The sequence below is a fragment of the Azotobacter armeniacus genome (genome assembly GCF_054779355.1).
Map to the genome: position 1 here is coordinate 20071 of NZ_BAAGYK010000045.1, position 17589 is coordinate 37659.

Sequence of the window (17589 nt, forward strand, 5' to 3'; positions counted from 1 at the left end):
GTAGCCAGTCACAACGATGGAGCAGACATCATGAGCGAATCGAAAGACAACCTGGCGCTAAGGGTGTCGCAGAAGGAAGGCGAGACACCCGAACAGGCGATGGCCCGCGCCCGCGTCATGCCGGAGAACCTGGCGGCGTCCATGCTGGTTTGCACCAAGCTGGTAGACGCCCCCGTCACCGATCTAGCCCGCGAACTACGCCAGCAGACGGCGGCGATCAACAGCGGCGACCTGACCCGCGCCGAGAACATGCTGATGGCTCAAGCGCACACCCTGGATGCCCTGTTTGCCAACCTGACGGCACGGGCCATGAATGCCAAGCACATGGACAACCTGGAGGCATTCATGCGGCTGGCCTTCAAGGCGCAGAATCAAGCCCGCGCCACGTTGCAGACCCTGGGAGAGCTGAAGGCGCCCAAGCATGTTGCCTTCGTGAAGCAGGCGAACATCGGCCAGAACGTGCAAGTGAACAACGGCACGACCGGGCAACCCACGCGCACGCGGAAAGCGAAGAAGGCGCAGAACGAACTATTGGAGGTGGAGCATGGCGAACGGCTGGACGCCCGAGCGGCGGGCACGGCAGGCGGCGTTGATCCGGCAATGGCGACCGTGGGAGAGCAGCACCGGCCCATGCACAGCAGAGGGTAAGGCCACGGCATCGCGCAACGCCTGGCAAGGCGGCTTCCGGCCATTCGTGCGTGACCTGGCAAAGCGGCTTCGAGAACAGGACAAGGCCCGCCGTTCACTCACTTAGAATGGTCCGCCCCTACCCTGTAAGCCATCGCTTACAACAGATCGAGAGTTCTCCCAATTTGCTCAAGGCGGCTGTCCCGGTAGATTGGCTCCCACAAAGACGTCGAAGGATCGACGTAGGCTGACCAGGATGGCGGCCAGGGACAGTCGCAGGATAGCGACCTCATCAGGATGATGACCCCGAGGACGTGGTGGTGACACAAAGCGGCGAGGCTAACCCCTCGCTGTTTTTGTTGTGCCGAAGAAAGGCACTTCAGCAATCTCTCGCAGTGGCCGCCGTTCCTCGCGAGCAAAGTCCGAAAATCTGACATTATCCAGCGTCAACCGTGGGCCTGATGATCCAGAACTGGATCATGCCAGGAGAGCCGGGAGATCGGCCCAAAACTCGGCCGATTCGGCCTGGAGGACAAACCGACTCGGTTCCGGCTGGGGGTTCTCCGGTTTCAAACCGGAGTATTCCCACCTGCGGACGCGCTGGGCTGACTGTCCGAAAACTGGACTTTGAGCCCGCCTCGGCGCTAGCACATACCCGGAAAGCCGGGAATGATCGCTGGCCAAAGGTGTCTCCGAGACGGAGATTCCCGGCGCTGCGAAAACACCCCATGCAAGCCACCTGTAAAGCGCGTTTACAGTCATGCCCTGGCTTTGCGAAAACAAACCCCATGCAATCCCTGCGTCAAGCCCCTGGAGGGCATCTAAAGTAGACCCGAGTAGATCGCCCGCAAGGCCCCTAGAAAGCAGCACAGCAGGCGCCAGCGATCCGGCAGCCAATGGCCCGGCCTGATCCTGTTCGAACCTGGTGCTGGTGCTGGTGCTGGTGCTGGTGCTGATGCTGGCGGGAGGGGGGACTGTTGAAATTCGGGAGGCGCCGAAATGTAGACCGCACCAGACCGCACGCGCAGATTATTTCCCCGTTAACGAAATCGGTTTACTTAACACCTTACCGGGCAGGGGGTAGGGGGTAGGCAAAAACTCCAAGCCCATGCCGAACTAGACCGCGCCCGAAGTCTTTTTTCCGCTTCCCCAAAATTCGCATTCCGAAAAATCACCAGCAACCGAGGAAGGGAAGACCGCCCCCGCCTTGCCTTTGCATCGCTAACTGCCGAAACGAGCCGCCGGAGCACACGCACGACTGCCACGCACCCGAGACAAGATGGCCTCCCGCCAGTTCTGGCGTTTGAAACGGATCAACCTGCCCGACTTTCCGCAGCAGTACGCGCACGCACGCGAGGGGCCGGGGGAAAAGGGGAAATTTCTCCCCTTTTGGTGAAGCCAGTACGCGCACGTGCCGGGGGCCGGGGAATCACCGCCTCCTTGGTTGCCCCCCTGGGGCCGATCACCGCATCACCACCAGCGGTGGAAACGTCATCCCCCACCGGGGGAGCACTACCCCGAGGCGAGGGGCTGACGACGATCACCAGCGCTAGCAGTGCGTCATCCTGGCAGGCTGGGATGGGGGTACTTTCCTGTTTAGGGGTACGTTTAGGGGTACGCCTGCGACTTTGAAATGCTGGAAGCTAGTATTTATGCGGCCTGTGCTGGTGGTGTTCGATTCCTTTCACCGCACCAATGAAATCAAGGCTCGCAGCGATGCGGGCCTTTTTCGTTTTTTAGCTGGGGTTACGCCGGGGTTACGTTTCTTATCGTGATCTTCTGCCCCAGCTCATGTTGTGCCCGCCGAAGCCAGCGCCTTTGATAGCGACCTGCCAGAGCAAGGCTGTTCGAGTCTCAGTCTCAACGGGTAGGCTTGCACCTCTGCTTTTTCCCGCCAAGGATCTGTTTCGTGAATACGGAGAACCACTCCCAGACTGCCGCCTTCCTCTGGTCGATTGCCGACCTGCTGCGCGGTGACTTCAAGCAGTCGCAGTACGGCCGCATCATCCTGCCATTCACCCTGCTGCGGCGCATGGAATGCGTGTTGGCGCCGACCAGGGAGGCGGTGATCAGTGAGTCCTGTGCCCAGGAAGGGCGGCCTGATCTGGTGCGCGAGAGGTTGTTGCTGCGCGCCGCCGCCGGGCAGCAGTTCTTCAACGCCTCGAAGCTGTCATTGGCAACGCTGTCCGACCAGCAGACCGCCGCCGACCTGATGAGCTATGTGCAGTCGTTCAGCAGGGACGCCCGCGAGATCTTCGAGCATTTCCACTTCGAGGACTTCGTGCAGCAGCTGGCTTCCGCCGACCTGCTCTACCAGGTGGTGCAGCGCTTTGCCGCCACCGACCTGAGCCCGGAGCGGATCAGCAACTTCGGCATGGGGATCATCTTCGAGGAGCTGATCCGCAAGTTCGCGGAAAGCTCCAACGAAACCGCCGGGGAGCACTTCACCCCGCGCGACATCGTGCACCTGACCACCTCGCTGGTGATCACCGGCCAGGACGCCAAGCTCAAGCCCAACAGCATCGTCACCATCTACGACCCGACCGCCGGAACGGGCGGCTTCCTGTCCGAGGGCGACGAGTACATCCAGTCGATCAGCGAGAAGGTCACCGTCTCCCTGCACGGCCAGGAGCTCAACCCCGAGTCCTTCGCCATCTGCAAGGCCGACATGCTGATCAAGGGCCAGGAGGTCGGCAACGTCAAGCTCGGCAACACCCTGTCCGACGACCAGCTGGCCGACAGCAAATTCGACTTCATGCTCAGCAACCCGCCGTTCGGCGTGGAGTGGAAGAAGGTCCAGAAGCAAATCACCGACGAGCACGCCAAGAAGGGCTTCGACGGCCGCTTCGGCCCCGGACTGCCGCGGGTGTCCGATGGTTCGCTGCTGTTCCTGCTGCACCTGGTCAGCAAGATGCGCGACCCGCGCGACGGCGGCTCGCGGATCGGCATCATCCTCAACGGCTCGCCGCTGTTCACCGGCGGCGCCGGCAGCGGCGAGTCGGAGATCCGCCGCTATCTGCTGCAGAACGATCTGGTCGAGGCCATCGTCGCGCTGCCCACCGACATGTTCTACAACACCGGCATCGCCACCTATGTCTGGCTGCTATCCAACCACAAGCCCGCCGAGCGCAAGGGCAAGGTTCAGCTGATCGACGGCACCCAGCACTTCAGCAAGATGCGCAAGTCGCTGGGCAGCAAGCGCCAATTCATCACCGACGAGCAGATCGAGGAGCTGGTGCGCCTGTATGGCCGCTTCGAGGCAACCCCGCAGAGCCAGATCTTCCCGGTCGAGGCCTTCGGCTACCGGCGCGTCACCGTCGAGCGTCCGCTGCGCCTGGCCTTCCAGACTACCCCCGAACACATCGAGCGGGTGCTGGAGGAAAAGGCTATCCAGAAGCTCGACAGCGCCGCCCGCCAGAACCTCGCCGCCGCGCTGCAGGCGATGGATGCCGGCATTGTCCAGCGCAATCGCGAGCAGTTCGCCAAGCTGCTGAAGAAATCCCTGACCGCACACGGCATCAGCCTCAGCGCGGTGGAGCAGAGGGCCGTACTCAACGCCCTCGGCGAGCGCGACCCCGAGGCCGATATCTGCATGACCAAGGGCCAGCCGGAGCCGGACAGCGGCCTGCGCGATTACGAGAACGTGCCGCTCGGCGAGTCGGTGTACGCCTACTTCGAGCGCGAGGTGAAACCCCACGTGCCGGATGCCTGGATCGACGAAAACAAGCGCGACGAACAGGACGGCGAGGTCGGCATCGTCGGCTTCGAAATCCCCTTCAATCGCCACTTCTACGTGTTCCAGCCGCCGCGCCCGCTGGAAGAGATCGACCGCGATCTCAAGGCCTGCACCGAGCGTATCAAGCGGATGATCGAGGCGCTGTCGGCATGAGTGGGTTCTGCGAATGCCGTGGCGAGGAGAGAGTCTCACCACTGGCGCGACAATTACCGGACGCGGACGAGAAAATGTCAGCACTGCCGACACAATTGACAGGCTCAGAGGAAATAGTCTCATCACTGCCGAAACAATTTCTCCGGCCCCATCACGCGCCCCTCGGTCCGAGCAAACACCCGGAAGAGTGCAGTGTGCTCAACCCGGCAAAAGTGACACCGCTGGTGGCACAAACTCACTCCGCCGCGCTGGAACTGTTCGCCCTCAACCGCAGCCTGTCGCCGGCGCTGATCGCCGAATACCAGACCCGCCTGCCGGACAAGGCGCTGCTGCAGGCCAAGCTGCACGAGTTCTATGCCCTGAATACGGCGCAAGGAGAGGAGCCATGAGCCAGTTCAAGCCGTACCCGGCGTACAAGGATTCCGGGGTGGAGTGGTTGGGGGAGGTGCCGGAGCATTGGGTGGTTTTTTCTCTGAAACGCTCGGTGGATGGTTGTGCCAACGGCCTTTGGGGTGATGAACCAGACGGAGAGCATGATATAGCGGTCATTCGGGTTGCGGATTTTGATCGTGGCACATCCCGAGTCGGGCTCGATAAGCTTACCTATCGCAGCATTACGCAGAAGGAACGTGCTTCACGACTTCTTGAGCCTGGGGACTTGCTGATCGAGAAATCCGGTGGTGGTGAAAAGACACTGGTTGGTTGTGTCGTTCTGTTTGAACATGAGTTTCAGGCTATAACCTCAAACTTTGTTGCGCGGATGCGCCCGCTGACGGAATTCGATAGCGGCTTTCTCTGCTACGCCTTCGATAGTCTTTATCAAGGGAAGGTTAATTACCCTGCGATCAAGCAGACCACAGGCATCCAGAATCTTGACTCTGAGGCCTATCTGCAAGAGCGATTCTGCTTCCCACGGCGAGCCGAGCAAACCCAAATCGCCCGCTTCCTCGACCACGAAACCGCCCGCATCGACGCACTGATCGAGGAGCAGCAGCGGCTGATCGAGCTGCTCAAGGAAAAGCGCCAGGCGGTGATCTCCCATGCCGTGACCAAAGGCCTCGACCCGACGGTGCCGATGAAGGATTCGGGGGTGGATTGGCTGGGGGAGGTGCCTGCGCATTGGGAGATGACCCGGATAGGGTGGCAATGCTTGGTCGGCAATGGCTGCACCCCATCGAGAGACAATCACTCATATTGGGATGATGGAAATTACCCTTGGCTCAACAGCTCAAAAGTAAATTTGGAAAGAGTTCTTGAGGCAGACCAATTCGTTACAAGCAAGGCGCTAAAAGAATGTGCGCTTCCAGTTGTTAAACCAGGCAGTGTTTTGATGGCGATCACGGGTGAAGGTAAAACCCGTGGCATGGTGACGATTACTGAAATTGAAGTGACGATCAATCAGCATGTTGCTTTTATCCAGCCCAGGGATGCTGGCTTGTCTCCGAAATACCTTCACGACTGGTTGAGTGCAAATTACTTGAGAATACGCCACGAGTCAGCAGATTGGGGTAGCACCAAGGCGGCTATTACTTGCAGTGATATACGGGCTTATCCACTTCCGCTCCCTTCGATTAATGAGCAGAAAGACATTTGCCGGTTCGTCAGTTCGAAGTCGTCATTTATTGATAGGCTAATTTCCTCTGTCCAAGAAAATGTAACCCTTCTCCAAGAGCGCCGCTCCGCCCTGATCTCCGCCGCCGTCACCGGCAAGATCGACGTGCGCAACTGGCAAGCCCCGGCCTCGTCCGCTTCGTCACAGCAGAAGGCAGGAAGTGAGGCAGTGGCATGAACCAGGGCCGCAGCATCCGCCTGTTTCTGGTCGACGGTTCGCCCAACGGGTTGCTGACCGCCGAGATCATGAACTGGACCGGCCATGTGCTGACCGGCCCGCGCAGCAGGCTCTCGGAACTGGTCCAGCGTCCCGAATGCAGCCGCACGGGCGTCTATTTTCTGGTGGGGCCGGACCCGGAGAACAGCCTTCGCCCCCTGGTCTACATCGGGGAAACCGACGATGTGGCCAACCGCCTCAAGCAGCACAACCGCCCGGAGAACCAGGGCGGAGTCGGCGGCAAGGATTTCTGGGAGCGGGTCTGCCTGGTCACCAGCAAGGACCAGAACCTCACCAAGGCCCATGTGAAGTACCTGGAGAGCCTGCTGATCAGGCACGCCACCGAGGCCGGCCGCTGCAAGCTGGTCAACGGCACCGCCCACGACTACATCAATCTGCCCGAGTCGGACCGGGCGGACATGGCCTTCTTCCTGGAGCAGATTCGAACCGTCCTGCCGGTGCTGGGGTTCGATTTCCTGCGCGAGCGTCCGTCGCCTTCGACGCGACAGCCCGATATGCCGACTGCCGAGACGTCGAAATCCTCCCGCTTCGTCGCCGAAGTGCCGCGTTTCGGCGTCAAGGCGTACGGACAGGAGATCGACGGAGAGTTCTTCGTCCTCGCGGGATCGCTGGCGCGCGGGGAATGGAAAGGCATCGAGGGCGGTTACCAGAGCCTCTACCAGCAGCTCTGCGACGATGGTGTCCTGGTGCTGAAGGAGGAGGGGTTGCGTTGCTTTGCGAGCGATTACGCCTTTACCAGCCCCAGTGCGGCCGCCGCCGTGGTATCCGGGCGCAGCGCCAACGGACGCGAGCAATGGAAGGTCGAGGCGACGGGCCAGAGCTACGGTGCCTGGCAAGATCAGCAGGTCAGTGCTGTCACTTTGCTATTACTCGGTGACGAGAGCGCATAATCGGCACGACATGAAGCGTCGAGCGGGTATTCCGGGCCAACGCCGGGGTAGCCGTCGTTTTACTCGAAGGGGGAAGAGCGGGAATGGCCGACAGCCGGGAATCACAGTTTCAGCAGGACATCATCACCGCCATGACCGCCCAGGGCTGGCTGACCGGGCCAGCCAGCGGCTACGACCGGCGCACGGCGCTGTATACCGAAGACCTGCTGGCGTACTTCAAGGAAGCCTGGCCGGAGCGCTGGGACAAGTTCGCCAAGGCTAATCCCAACGACCCGGAAACCGTGCTGGTGCAGAAGGTGGTGCGCGCGCTGGAGCAGGACGGCACCCTGGATGCGCTGCGCCACGGCTTCAAGCTGCCGGGGGTGAAGGTCGAGCTGTGCAGCTTCCAGCCCGACCATGGCATGAACCCGGACACCCTGCGCCGTTACCAGTGCAACCGCCTGCGGGTGGTGCCGGAGGTGTCCTATTCGGCGCATTTGCGCGAGGGCGGCAGCTCCTCGCAAAGCTATAACCCGCGCCTCGACCTGGTGCTGTTCGTCAACGGCATTCCCACCGCGACGCTGGAGCTGAAAAGCGAGTTCAAGCAGTCGGTCGAGAACGCCAAGCGCCAGTACCGCCACGACCGCCCGGTCAAGGACCCGCTGACCCGCAAGCCCGAGCCGCTGTTGACCTTCAAGCGCGGCGCGCTGGTGCATTTCGCCGTCAGCCAGCAGGAAGTGGCGATGACCACGAAGCTGGCCGGCAAGGACACCTTCTTCCTGCCGTTCAACATGGGCAGCGAGGAGGGCGGTGCCGGCAACCCGCTGCCGGAGGACGACAGCCAGTACGCCACCGGCTACCTGTGGCAGCGGTTGTTCCAGCCGGATGCCTGGCTCAGGGTGCTGGGCCGCTTCCTGCACCTGGAGAGGAAAACCTCGGAAGGTTTCGACGGCACGCTGACCACCCGGGAAAGCATGATCTTCCCGCGCTTTCACCAGTGGGAAGTGGTCAACAAGCTGATCGAGGCCACCAGGCAGGAGGGCGCCGGCCGGCGCTACCTGATCCAGCACAGCGCCGGCTCCGGCAAGTCCAACTCGATCGCCTGGAGCGCCCACCAGCTCGCCTCGCTGTACGACGGCGAGGGCCAGAAGCTGTTCAGCTCGGTGATCGTGGTCACCGACCGCACCGTGCTGGACAGCCAGTTGCAGAACACCATCTACCAGTTCGAGCACGCCCAGGGCGTGGTGCGGCCGATCAGCCGCGACATCGGCAACCAGAGCAAGTCCGAGCAGCTCGCCGAGGCGCTGGCCGAGCAGACGCGGATCATCATCGTCACCATCCAGACCTTCCCGGCGCTGTTCGAGGCGCTGGACAAGTACCCCAGGCTGGCGTCCGGGCGCTATGCGGTGATCGCCGACGAGGCGCATTCCTCGCAGACCGGCTCGTCGGCCGGCAAGCTCAAGGCGATTCTCGGCAGCGACCTGCCGGAAGGAGAGGAAGTCAGCGCCGAAGAGCTGCTGGATGCCGCCGTGGCGGCGCGCCGGCCGAATGAGCGAATCAGCTACTATGCCTTCACCGCCACGCCCAAGGCCAAGACCCTGGAGCTGTTCGGCCGCCCCGCCAACCCGGCGCTGTCGCCGGGCAAGGACAACAAGCCCGAAGCCTTCCATCTGTACTCGATGCGCCAGGCCATCGAGGAGGGTTTCATCCTCGATGTGCTGCAGAACTACACCACCTATGGCGCCGCCTGGAAGATCGCCCACCCTGACGGCGGCGACGAGGAAGTCGACTCGAAGAAGGCGCGCAGCAAGCTGGCCCGCTGGGTACGCCTGCATCCCTACAACATCGGCCAGAAGGTCGAGGTGATTGTCGAGCACTTCCGCGAGCACATCCGCCACCTGCTGGACGGCCAGGCCAAGGCCATGGTGGTGACCAGCAGCCGCCAGGAAGCGGTGCGCTACCAGCTGGCGGTCAAGGAATACGTCAGGCAGCAGGGCTATGCTGACGTGCACCCGCTGGTGGCCTTCTCCGGCAGCGTGCTACCCGATGAGGTGATCCCCGAGGAAGTGACCGAAAGCAGCAGCCTGCTGAATGCCGGCGTCAATGGCCGCGACCTGGCGGAGGCGCTGGACAGCCCGGACTTCAACGTGATGATCGCCGCCAACAAGTACCAGACCGGCTTCGATCAGCCCAAGCTGTGCGCCATGTACGTGGACAAGAAGCTGCAGGGCGTGGACTGCGTGCAGACCCTGTCGCGCCTGAACCGCACCTTCCCCGGCAAGCAGACCTTCATCCTTGATTTCTTCAACGAGCCGCAGGACATCCTCGACGCCTTCCTGCCGTACTACAGCAGGGCCGAGCTGACCGACGTGACCGATCCGCAGATCATCTACGACCTGCAGAAGAGGCTGGATGCCGAGGGCATTTACCACTGGCAGGAAGTCGAGGCGTTCGCCCTGGCCTTCTTCGATCCCAAGGCCGCGGCCAGCAAGCTCAGCTACTACTGCCAGCCGGCCAGGGAGCGCTTCGCCAGGCGCTACCAGCTCGCCGGGGAAGCGCGCCGGCAGGCCAGGGACTTCAAGCGCACCGCCGAAGCCAATGGCGACGGCGCCGGTTTGAAAAAGGCCGAGCACGCGCTCAAGGAGGCCGGCGAGCAGGTCGACCAGCTCGACCTGTTCAGGAAGAACCTGCAGAGCTTCGTGCGTCTGTACGAGTTCCTCTCGCAGATCGTGCCCTACGAGGACCGCGAGCTGGAGCAGCTGTGCGTCTACGCCAAGCACCTGCACCCGCTGCTGCGCATCGACCGCCTGCAGGAGGACGATATCGACGTTTCCGAGCTGCAACTGACCCACTACCGCCTGACCAAGCGCGCCGAGCATAAGCTGCGCCTGAGCGAGGAGGAGGGTGAGTATGGCCTGGAGCCTGCCAGCGCGGTCGGCACCGGCAAGGCCCACGATCCGCAGAAGAAGCGCCTGTCGGAAATCATCGAGGCGCTGAACGGCATCTTCGGCGCGGAAACCAGCGACGAGGACCAGTTGCATTTCCTCACTGGCATCGCCCAGCGCATCCGCCGCCAGGAAGACGTGATGGCCCAGGTCAACAGCCAGCCGGCCGATCAGGTGATGCACGGCCTGTTGCCCAAGCGGGTGCTGGATACCGTGCTGGACGCCATGACCGACCACGAGAAACTGTCGCTGGAGGTGCTGGACAACGAGGCGAAGAGCCGGGCGTTCGCCATGGTGATTTACAAGATGCTGACGACCATGGAGGAGCAGGCAGTTTGATGTCTTGATTGGTTATAGCTGTCGGGTGGAGCGCCTGATCAAGCAGCGCATAAGGTTGTACTTCAGGGAGATACAGCAAGGAATGTCGACATACCAAGCGGATCTGTTCGAAACCGAGGCGGCACGTTCGCTGCTGGATCAACTGCTGGAGGATTCACGCCTCTATCACGGCAGTAAGGACTATCGGCAGTTACTGGGCTTTGTCGTAAAGCTCAGGAACTTCGCGCCGCTCAATGCGATGTTGTTGCAAATCCAGAAGCCTGGTCTGAGCTACGCCGCTTCGGCATTCGATTGGAGAGAGCGCTTCAACCGCCGGCCGAAACGAGATACCCGCCCTCTGCTGATCTTGTGGCCCTTCGGGCCGGTGGCTTTGGTTTATGACGTAGACGATACGGAAGGAGATGATCTGCCGCCTGACGTCAAATGCTTTCAGGCAAGCGGTGAAATCACCGAGGAGCGCATGAAGCGCTTTCTGCCTCTGATGGAGCGCAAGGGTATTGGCCACCATTTTTTCGATGGCGGTGACCAGAAAGCTGGCTCCATTGAAGTTGTGCGACGACCGTCCATACAAAAGAACAAGAAAGCCAAAGAGAAAGGCTATGTCTGAGTTAGCTGTTGCAACAGGCTAAGCTGGTCATGACGTCTCCACATGTGGGAGGTGGATCATGAAAGCGAGTCAGTTCAACCACTGGATCGCTCAGCTTTCCAGTCTCACCCCGGAGCAGCGTGAGCAGTTGAAGGCATGCCTGTCGGCACCAGGCCCCCTTCCACAGGACATGATCACTACGCCAAGTCGCTGCCCATTGCCGCTCCGGTGAGTTACGACCGTGGGGTTCCAGTGGCGGTCTGCCGCGGTATCGCTGCCAGTCCTGCAGTAAAACCAGCAACCCGCTGACCGGCACACCGATGGCACGACTGCGAAAGCGTCATCCCTGGCAAGCCTATGCCGAGGCGCTGACCCAGAGCCTGACCGTACGCAGGGCGGCGAAACACTGCGGTGTCAGCAAGAACACGGCCTTCCTGTGGCGACACCGGTTCCTGTCTCGGATTGCCGACCATCAGGCCCAGCATGAATCCGGCATCGTCGAGGCCGACGAGACCTTCTGCCTGGAGTCGTTCAAGGGACGACGAGACTTGCCGCGCCCGCCTCGCAAACGCGGAGGAAGCGCGAAGCGACGTGGTTTGTCCGCCGAGCAGATTCCTGTCCGGGTGGTGCGGGATCGCAGCGGCCAACAGGCCGACTTTCAGTTGGAGAAGCTCAATGCGCTGCATGTCGGGGAGCGGCTACGGCCTCTGATCGATGCCGATGCGATTCTTTGCACCGACAGTGCTGCCGTTTATTCCCGCTTTGCCAAGGCGCAAGGCATCGCCCACCAACCGGTCAATTCGAGCCAGAAGCGCAGGGTCGACGGGCCCTTCCACATTCAGAACGTGAATGCCTGCGACAGCCGGCTGAAGCGCTGGATGATCCCCTTTCATGGTGTGGCCACCCAGTACCTGGCCCATTATCTGGGTTGGCGCCGCATGCTCGAGCGCTACAAGACGCAGCTCGATCCATTGATTTGCCTGAGGGAATCGCTGGGGAGCTCTGCCATACAACAGCTAACTCAGACATAGCCTATTATTTTCCCCCGAAAAAATCGGTGATTCATCAGGCTTCAATCTACCGCTTTTGAGTGCCGAGATAAGCGCAGACAAAGCGGCTTGAAAATGTGGGTCCTTGCTGGATGGATGATCGCCGAATGAATCGGCCGCAAGGTAAACGCCATCCGTTATGTTCTTATCGAGAACCGATGATGGCCTATCGCCAACGATCAGGGCAGCAGCATCGGGCAATGTCAGTGACTCACATAGCCGTCAGTAGTCCAGCTCCTCCAAATCAAGCCCTCCCGGGCATTTATCCACTTTGGATAGGTCAGCGCCAGGCGGGCGGATAGTCCGCTTTTCGCCCCGTCAGGCTAAGTGCTCGAAGAAGAAAATCCGATATTTTTCCCCTGCATTGCCCGCGCAAGCCTCTGAAATACAGGGGCTGGCCTGGTTCGGAGCAGCAGAAAATCCGGGAAAATTTCGTTCGTGTACTTAGTGCAGTTTCGTAGGTGTAGTTGTGGAAAGTAGGCATCGGGCGATACATGTAACCCATGAAAGCACCTTTATTCGTTCGCCCTTTGAGTGCCCAGGAGCGGCAGGCCCTGCAAGCAGCCCCGCCATTTGAACAGGATGTTGGTTGAAGCTGCACTAGGCTGGCTGAAACTCGGTTTCAGCACGGCGACTGCTTCGGGGAGAACGGAGGCGGCACCTCCTCGGCGATCCGCTCGACTCGGCTTCCTGCTGGCTAATGATCGCCGTCGCCCTTGGGCGCATGAGCGTTGTCGTGGTGCGGCTTATCGTTCGCCAGGATGTAACGCTACCCGGTCTTTCTCCAACTCGCCAGCAGCGCAGAGCAGGCGTTCGCCGGCGACCCCAGCACCACGCTGATCAAGCTGCGCCAGCTCGGTGAGGCGCTGGCTTGGGGCCTGGCCTGTACGCGCCCAGCACCAGCCAGGCCGATCTGCTGCACCGCCTCAGCGGTGAGATCCAGCTCGACGGCAGAGCATTCGCAACCTGTTTCACACCCTGCGCATCGAGGGCAACAAGGCCACCCACGGCTTCTGCACCCGACATCGCGAGGCCATGGATGGGCTCAATTGGCGAACGCGGTGTGCAAGAGTTGGAGGGTCTGCATGGGTACGGGGTCATCGGTCAGTTTGGCGACAATCAACCTGCCCGCCCACGCAGGCATCTTCAAGTCCTATCACATTGATTTTTCGGGAAAATTTCTGAGGATCAGTCAAGTTCAGGCCCTATGATCTCAGTGGGACCAAAACGCCTGCTCTGAGCAGCACCAAATTGTGGCATTTTTACTATACATGCCTACCACTCATCACTTCGCTACTATATTCATCACTGCCGCTCCCGAATCGTCGCCTACCCTTTTGTAAGACGTTTCGCTGCATGTCTAGCGAATTGAAAAGGAGTAAAGGAGTAAAGGAGTAAAGGAGAAAAGAGAAAGGAGAAAGGAGCAATGACGCTTCAAGACCTCGCTGCCCGCTCTATAAGCTTTGGTATGCGCCTTCGCAGCCTGCAAAGCACCTCAGAACCGGATTGGGAAAGGATGAGGATTGCCGAAGAGGATCGGCTCGTCCTTCTCCGGAAAATGCATCGGGATTCTGTCCTTTGGCTTTATGGCTACGTCGCCGCGCTAGCAGACAAAAAGCTGATTGACATGGGTAACGCCGAGCAGATGCATTATGAAATTCTGGGCATAAGAGACACCTTGAGAGACAAGCTGTAAACTAATTTTGCTCATGGAAGACCCCGGTTTAGTGCCGGGGTTTTAAATGCCTGCACAAGGTGGGGCGGGGACAATTCCATTTGTTCCCGCCCAGCATGCCGTTTTCGAAGTGGCTGAGGCTCTCGAGCAGACAAGATGAGGCTAATTAATTTAGAACATTTTAGCTAGTTGACTATTGGAGGATTGTTAGGATCCAATTGATTTTTTTAATACAGACTCCTCTACTAGCGTTTCGAGGAAAGCGTTAGCACGGACTTTTTCGTAGTAGGCTTTATTTTTGAAAAACTTCGCTGTAGCACTATTGACGTCTTCGTCACGTAGCGAGTTGGCTGTATCGCGATAAACATGTGCCAACTCCAAGCGCCGATAGGCGCAGCGCGCAAGCCCATTCATTTTTTGTTATCTCCACAGTATGTTATTTAAATGGTTTTGCCGATTATGCTTGTTTCTTGATAATGAAGTATTAAAGAATAGTATTGTTTTCCCTTGTCGGTGAATTTTGCGACGAACGGTCAGATACTGAGAGGCTGTGAAATTTTCGATAATTTCATGAGTAGAGGAGGCAGTTTCGCCATTGCCTGCGCCATTCGGGATTCGAGCGCAGAACGGCAAATTGCATTATTCGGCCGCCCCGCGTCATGCCGGGCGCAGGCATAGCCGTAGGGGCGAGTTTGTCACAGCCCCTTGCGGCGCTTTTAGCTCAGTCCCCCTACCAAACCTGGCGCCAGCTCGACCATCCGCATCAGGTTGTGGGCCAGTGCATACCACAACAGCACGCTGCGGGCCTTGTCGAGGCCTCGCACGCCGAAGCGCTGCAATGCGGGCGATGGCGTTGACACATTCAGCGGTGGCCGCACGCTCCTTGTAGATGGTCTTGGCCTCCTCGGTACCCATCCGCTGTCGCCAGGCAGCGGCTCATGCGGGTCGCGCGCGCTGTCCTTGGGCTGTTGCACCGGCGCGTACACCGTGGTGCTCGCGGCCAGTTGTTCGATGGCCTCGCGCTTGGCAAAGCCACCATCGACCAGCATCTCTCGTGGGGTTTGCGCATAACGCGCCCGCAACTGCTCGACCATCGGCGCCCGTTGCCCTCGGTCGCTGCCGCTGTTCACCAAAGCGACTCACTCTGGTTCGACGCCTGAATGAGCGCAGTGGAAATGCCCTTAGACGGGCGAGGGCGTCAATCCTCTTCGGCCTGACTCTGCTGGTTGTGATGCTGTCTAAATGATATTAATGGAGATGGGACAGTGCTCTGGCAATGGACACTGCATTTCGACAGGAGTTTGCATGCCCAGGTTTTATGCCCACTCAACGGGTTCACTCGATCGTTCCGATTGGCAGCGTCTGGACGAGCATCTCACTTCTGTCGGCAGGCTGGCCGCACAAAGCGCCGGTTTCTTCTCTGCCGAAGCCTTGGCCAGAACCGCAGGGCTTCTGCACGATCTGGGCAAATATACCGACGAGTTCCAGAGGAGACTCAACGGCGACTACGGGCGGGTCGATCACTCCACCTGGGGCGCGCGGATTGCCTGCGAGCGTTATGGCCCGCTCGGCAAGCTGCTGGCTTATGGCATCGCCGGCCACCACGCCGGTCTGGCCAATGGGCGCGATCCGGGCGAGCGTTCGGCACTGAGCGACCGATTGTGTGCGGATTTGCCAGATCTGTTCCCGGACTGGCGCAATGAGCTGGATCTGCCGGCGGAAAAATCCCTCGTTCCGCCAGTCGGTTTCCGGGCCTGCAAGGAGCGTGGTCAGTTCCAGCTGGCCTTTCTCGGACGAATGATCTTTTCCTGCCTGGTGGACGCCGACTTTCTCGATACCGAGGCGTTTTACAATCGGGTCGAGAAGCGCAAGGCCCTGCGCAGCGGGCCGCAGCCCAGCCTGGCGGAGCTTCGCGAGCGCCTGGATGCCTATCTCGCAGGCTTTAAGGCGGACTCCGCGGTCAACTGCCTACGTGGTGAAATTCTGACCGAGGTGCGCAACCGTGCGGCGCTGACGCCCGGCCTGTTCTCGCTGACCGTCCCCACCGGCGGCGGCAAGACCCTGGCCTCCCTGGCGTTCGCCCTCGATCACGCCATTGCCCACGGCTTGCGGCGGATCGTCTACGTCATCCCCTTTACCAGCATCGTCGAACAGAATGCGGCCGTTTTTCGCCGTGCCCTGGGCGATCTGGGCGAGGCTGTGCTAGAGCACCACAGCGCATTCGCCGATGACGGGAGTCGGAGCCTCCAATCCCGTGAGAAGATCCGGCTGGCCATGGAGAACTGGGATGTGCCTATCGTGGTGACCACCTCGGTGCAGTTCTTCGAAAGCCTATTCGCCGCCCGGCCATCCGCCTGCCGCAAGCTGCACAATATTACGGGCAGCGTGGTGATACTGGACGAGGCGCAGACACTGCCGCTCAAGCTGTTGCGGCCCTGCGTGGCGGCCATCGACGAACTGGCGCTGAATTACAAGGCCAGCGTCGTCCTGTGCACGGCCACGCAACCAGCCCTGGAGGCGCCGGATTTCGTCGGCGGTCTGCGGGAGGTTCGCGAACTGGCCCCCGAGCCTGCCCGCCTGTTCGAATCCCTCAAGCGCGTCCGGGTGCACCACATGGGGAGCCTGAGCGACGAGGCCTTGTCGGCGCAGCTGATCGAGCGCGAGCAGGTACTGTGCATCGTCAACAACCGCCGGCATGCCCGGGCGCTGTACGAGTCCATCGCCGACAGCCCGGGCGCACGCCACCTGACCACCTTGATGTGTGCCAAGCATCGAAGCGCTGTGTTGGCCGAAATTCGCCGGCGGCTCGACGAGGGTAAGCCCTGTCGTCTGGTCGCCACCTCTCTGATCGAGGCCGGAGTCGATGTCGATTTCCCCGCCGTGCTGCGCGCCGAGGCCGGGCTAGACTCCATCGCCCAGGCGGCCGGGCGTTGCAACCGGGAAGGCAGGCGTTCCCCGGAGGACAGCGAAGTGTCGATCTTCGCCACCGGGAATCCAGACTGGGCGCCGCCGCCCGAGCTCAAGCAGTTTGCCCAGGCTGCGCGGGAAGTGCTGCGCCAGCATGGCGCCGACCCGCTGGGCCTGGCTGCCATCCGACGTTATTTCAGTCTGTTGTACTGGCAGAAGGGCCCGGAGGAGCTGGATGCACACAACCTGCTGGGAATGATCGAGAACGGCAAGCTGGACGGCTTGCCCTACGAGACGCTGGCAAGCCAGTTCCGCATGATCGACAGCACGCAGATGCCGGTGATCGTTCCCTTCGACGAAGAGGCGCAATCAGCCCTGCGCGAGCTGGAGTTCGCCGAGGGCTGTGCGGGCATCGCCCGGCGCCTGCAGCCCTATCTGGTGCAGGTGCCGCGCCAGGCCTTCGCCGAGCTGCAGCAGGTCGGTGCCATCCAGGCGGTCGCCGAGGAGCGTTACGGCCAGCAGTTCATGGCACTGGTCAACCCTGACCTGTATCACCCCCGCTTCGGCCTGCACTGGGACAATCCGGCATTCATCGACAGCGAGAAACTGCTCTGGTGAATGAAGTAAAAATTACATGAATGCTGTTTTTGTCAGGGGTATTTTTCTCCCGCCAACTGAAGCGGGAGCGTGTGCTGTGCAGGAATCACCCCAAAGCTCTAAGTGGACCTTTCTGTGCAAATTGCAGAATGGTCGTTTGGATTTTGATTTGCGCGGTCGGGGCTTACGTTTGAGCTGGTTTGTCGTTCTGTTTGGCGGCACCTCCTTTGCTGGGCTGTGCGTTTGGCTAAGCAGAA

8 protein-coding genes and 3 pseudogenes are annotated in these 17589 nt (G+C 60.5%); 10 read left to right on the forward strand and 1 reads right to left on the reverse strand.

Annotated elements, in window-relative coordinates; all coding sequences use genetic code 11:
* The first annotated feature begins 30 nt into the window (after positions 1-30).
* The 9 genes and pseudogenes from ACYVD0_RS09935 to ACYVD0_RS09975 all read left to right on the forward strand — a co-directional run bounded on the left by ACYVD0_RS09935 (position 31) and on the right by ACYVD0_RS09975 (position 13849).
* A complete protein-coding gene (locus tag ACYVD0_RS09935) occupies positions 31-648 on the forward strand; it encodes a hypothetical protein (protein ID WP_460426679.1) in 618 nt (205 codons plus the stop codon).
* 1888 nt (positions 649-2536) lie between these two features.
* Positions 2537-4516, forward strand: coding sequence for a type I restriction-modification system subunit M (locus tag ACYVD0_RS09940; protein WP_460426680.1), 1980 nt, complete (start codon positions 2537-2539; stop codon positions 4514-4516).
* A gap of 257 nt (positions 4517-4773) precedes the next feature.
* Positions 4774-4905 (forward strand): annotated as a pseudogene (locus ACYVD0_RS09945) (PDDEXK nuclease domain-containing protein); the annotation flags it as partial.
* Positions 4902-6305, forward strand: coding sequence for a restriction endonuclease subunit S (locus ACYVD0_RS09950; protein WP_460426681.1), 1404 nt, complete (start codon positions 4902-4904; stop codon positions 6303-6305). The pseudogene ACYVD0_RS09945 and the gene ACYVD0_RS09950, both read left to right, overlap by 4 nt.
* Positions 6302-7255 carry a GIY-YIG nuclease family protein gene (locus ACYVD0_RS09955; RefSeq protein WP_460426682.1) on the forward strand — a complete coding sequence of 318 codons (954 nt, stop codon included), beginning with the start codon at positions 6302-6304 and terminating at the stop codon, positions 7253-7255. Before ACYVD0_RS09950 ends, ACYVD0_RS09955 begins: the two co-directional genes overlap by 4 nt.
* Positions 7256-7338: 83 nt before the next feature.
* On the forward strand, positions 7339-10518 hold the full coding sequence (locus ACYVD0_RS09960) for a type I restriction endonuclease subunit R (protein WP_460426683.1): 3180 nt from the start codon (positions 7339-7341) through the stop codon (positions 10516-10518).
* 25 nt (positions 10519-10543) lie between these two features.
* Complete coding sequence (locus ACYVD0_RS09965; protein WP_460426684.1) at positions 10544-11125, forward strand: hypothetical protein; 582 nt, start codon at positions 10544-10546, stop codon at positions 11123-11125.
* 58 nt (positions 11126-11183) lie between these two features.
* Positions 11184-12135: pseudogene (locus tag ACYVD0_RS09970) on the forward strand (IS1595 family transposase).
* Positions 12136-13579: 1444 nt separating this feature from the next.
* On the forward strand, positions 13580-13849 hold the full coding sequence (locus ACYVD0_RS09975; protein WP_460426685.1) for a hypothetical protein: 270 nt from the start codon (positions 13580-13582) through the stop codon (positions 13847-13849).
* A gap of 695 nt (positions 13850-14544) precedes the next feature.
* On the opposite strand, the pseudogene ACYVD0_RS09980 reads toward ACYVD0_RS09975, so the two are convergent.
* Positions 14545-14967 (reverse strand): annotated as a pseudogene (locus ACYVD0_RS09980) (transposase); the annotation flags it as partial.
* Positions 14968-15133: 166 nt separating this feature from the next.
* Here ACYVD0_RS09980 and ACYVD0_RS09985 point away from each other — a divergent pair.
* A complete protein-coding gene (locus tag ACYVD0_RS09985) occupies positions 15134-17353 on the forward strand; it encodes a CRISPR-associated endonuclease Cas3'' (RefSeq protein ID WP_460426686.1) in 2220 nt (739 codons plus the stop codon).
* The last annotated feature ends 236 nt before the right edge of the window (positions 17354-17589 follow it).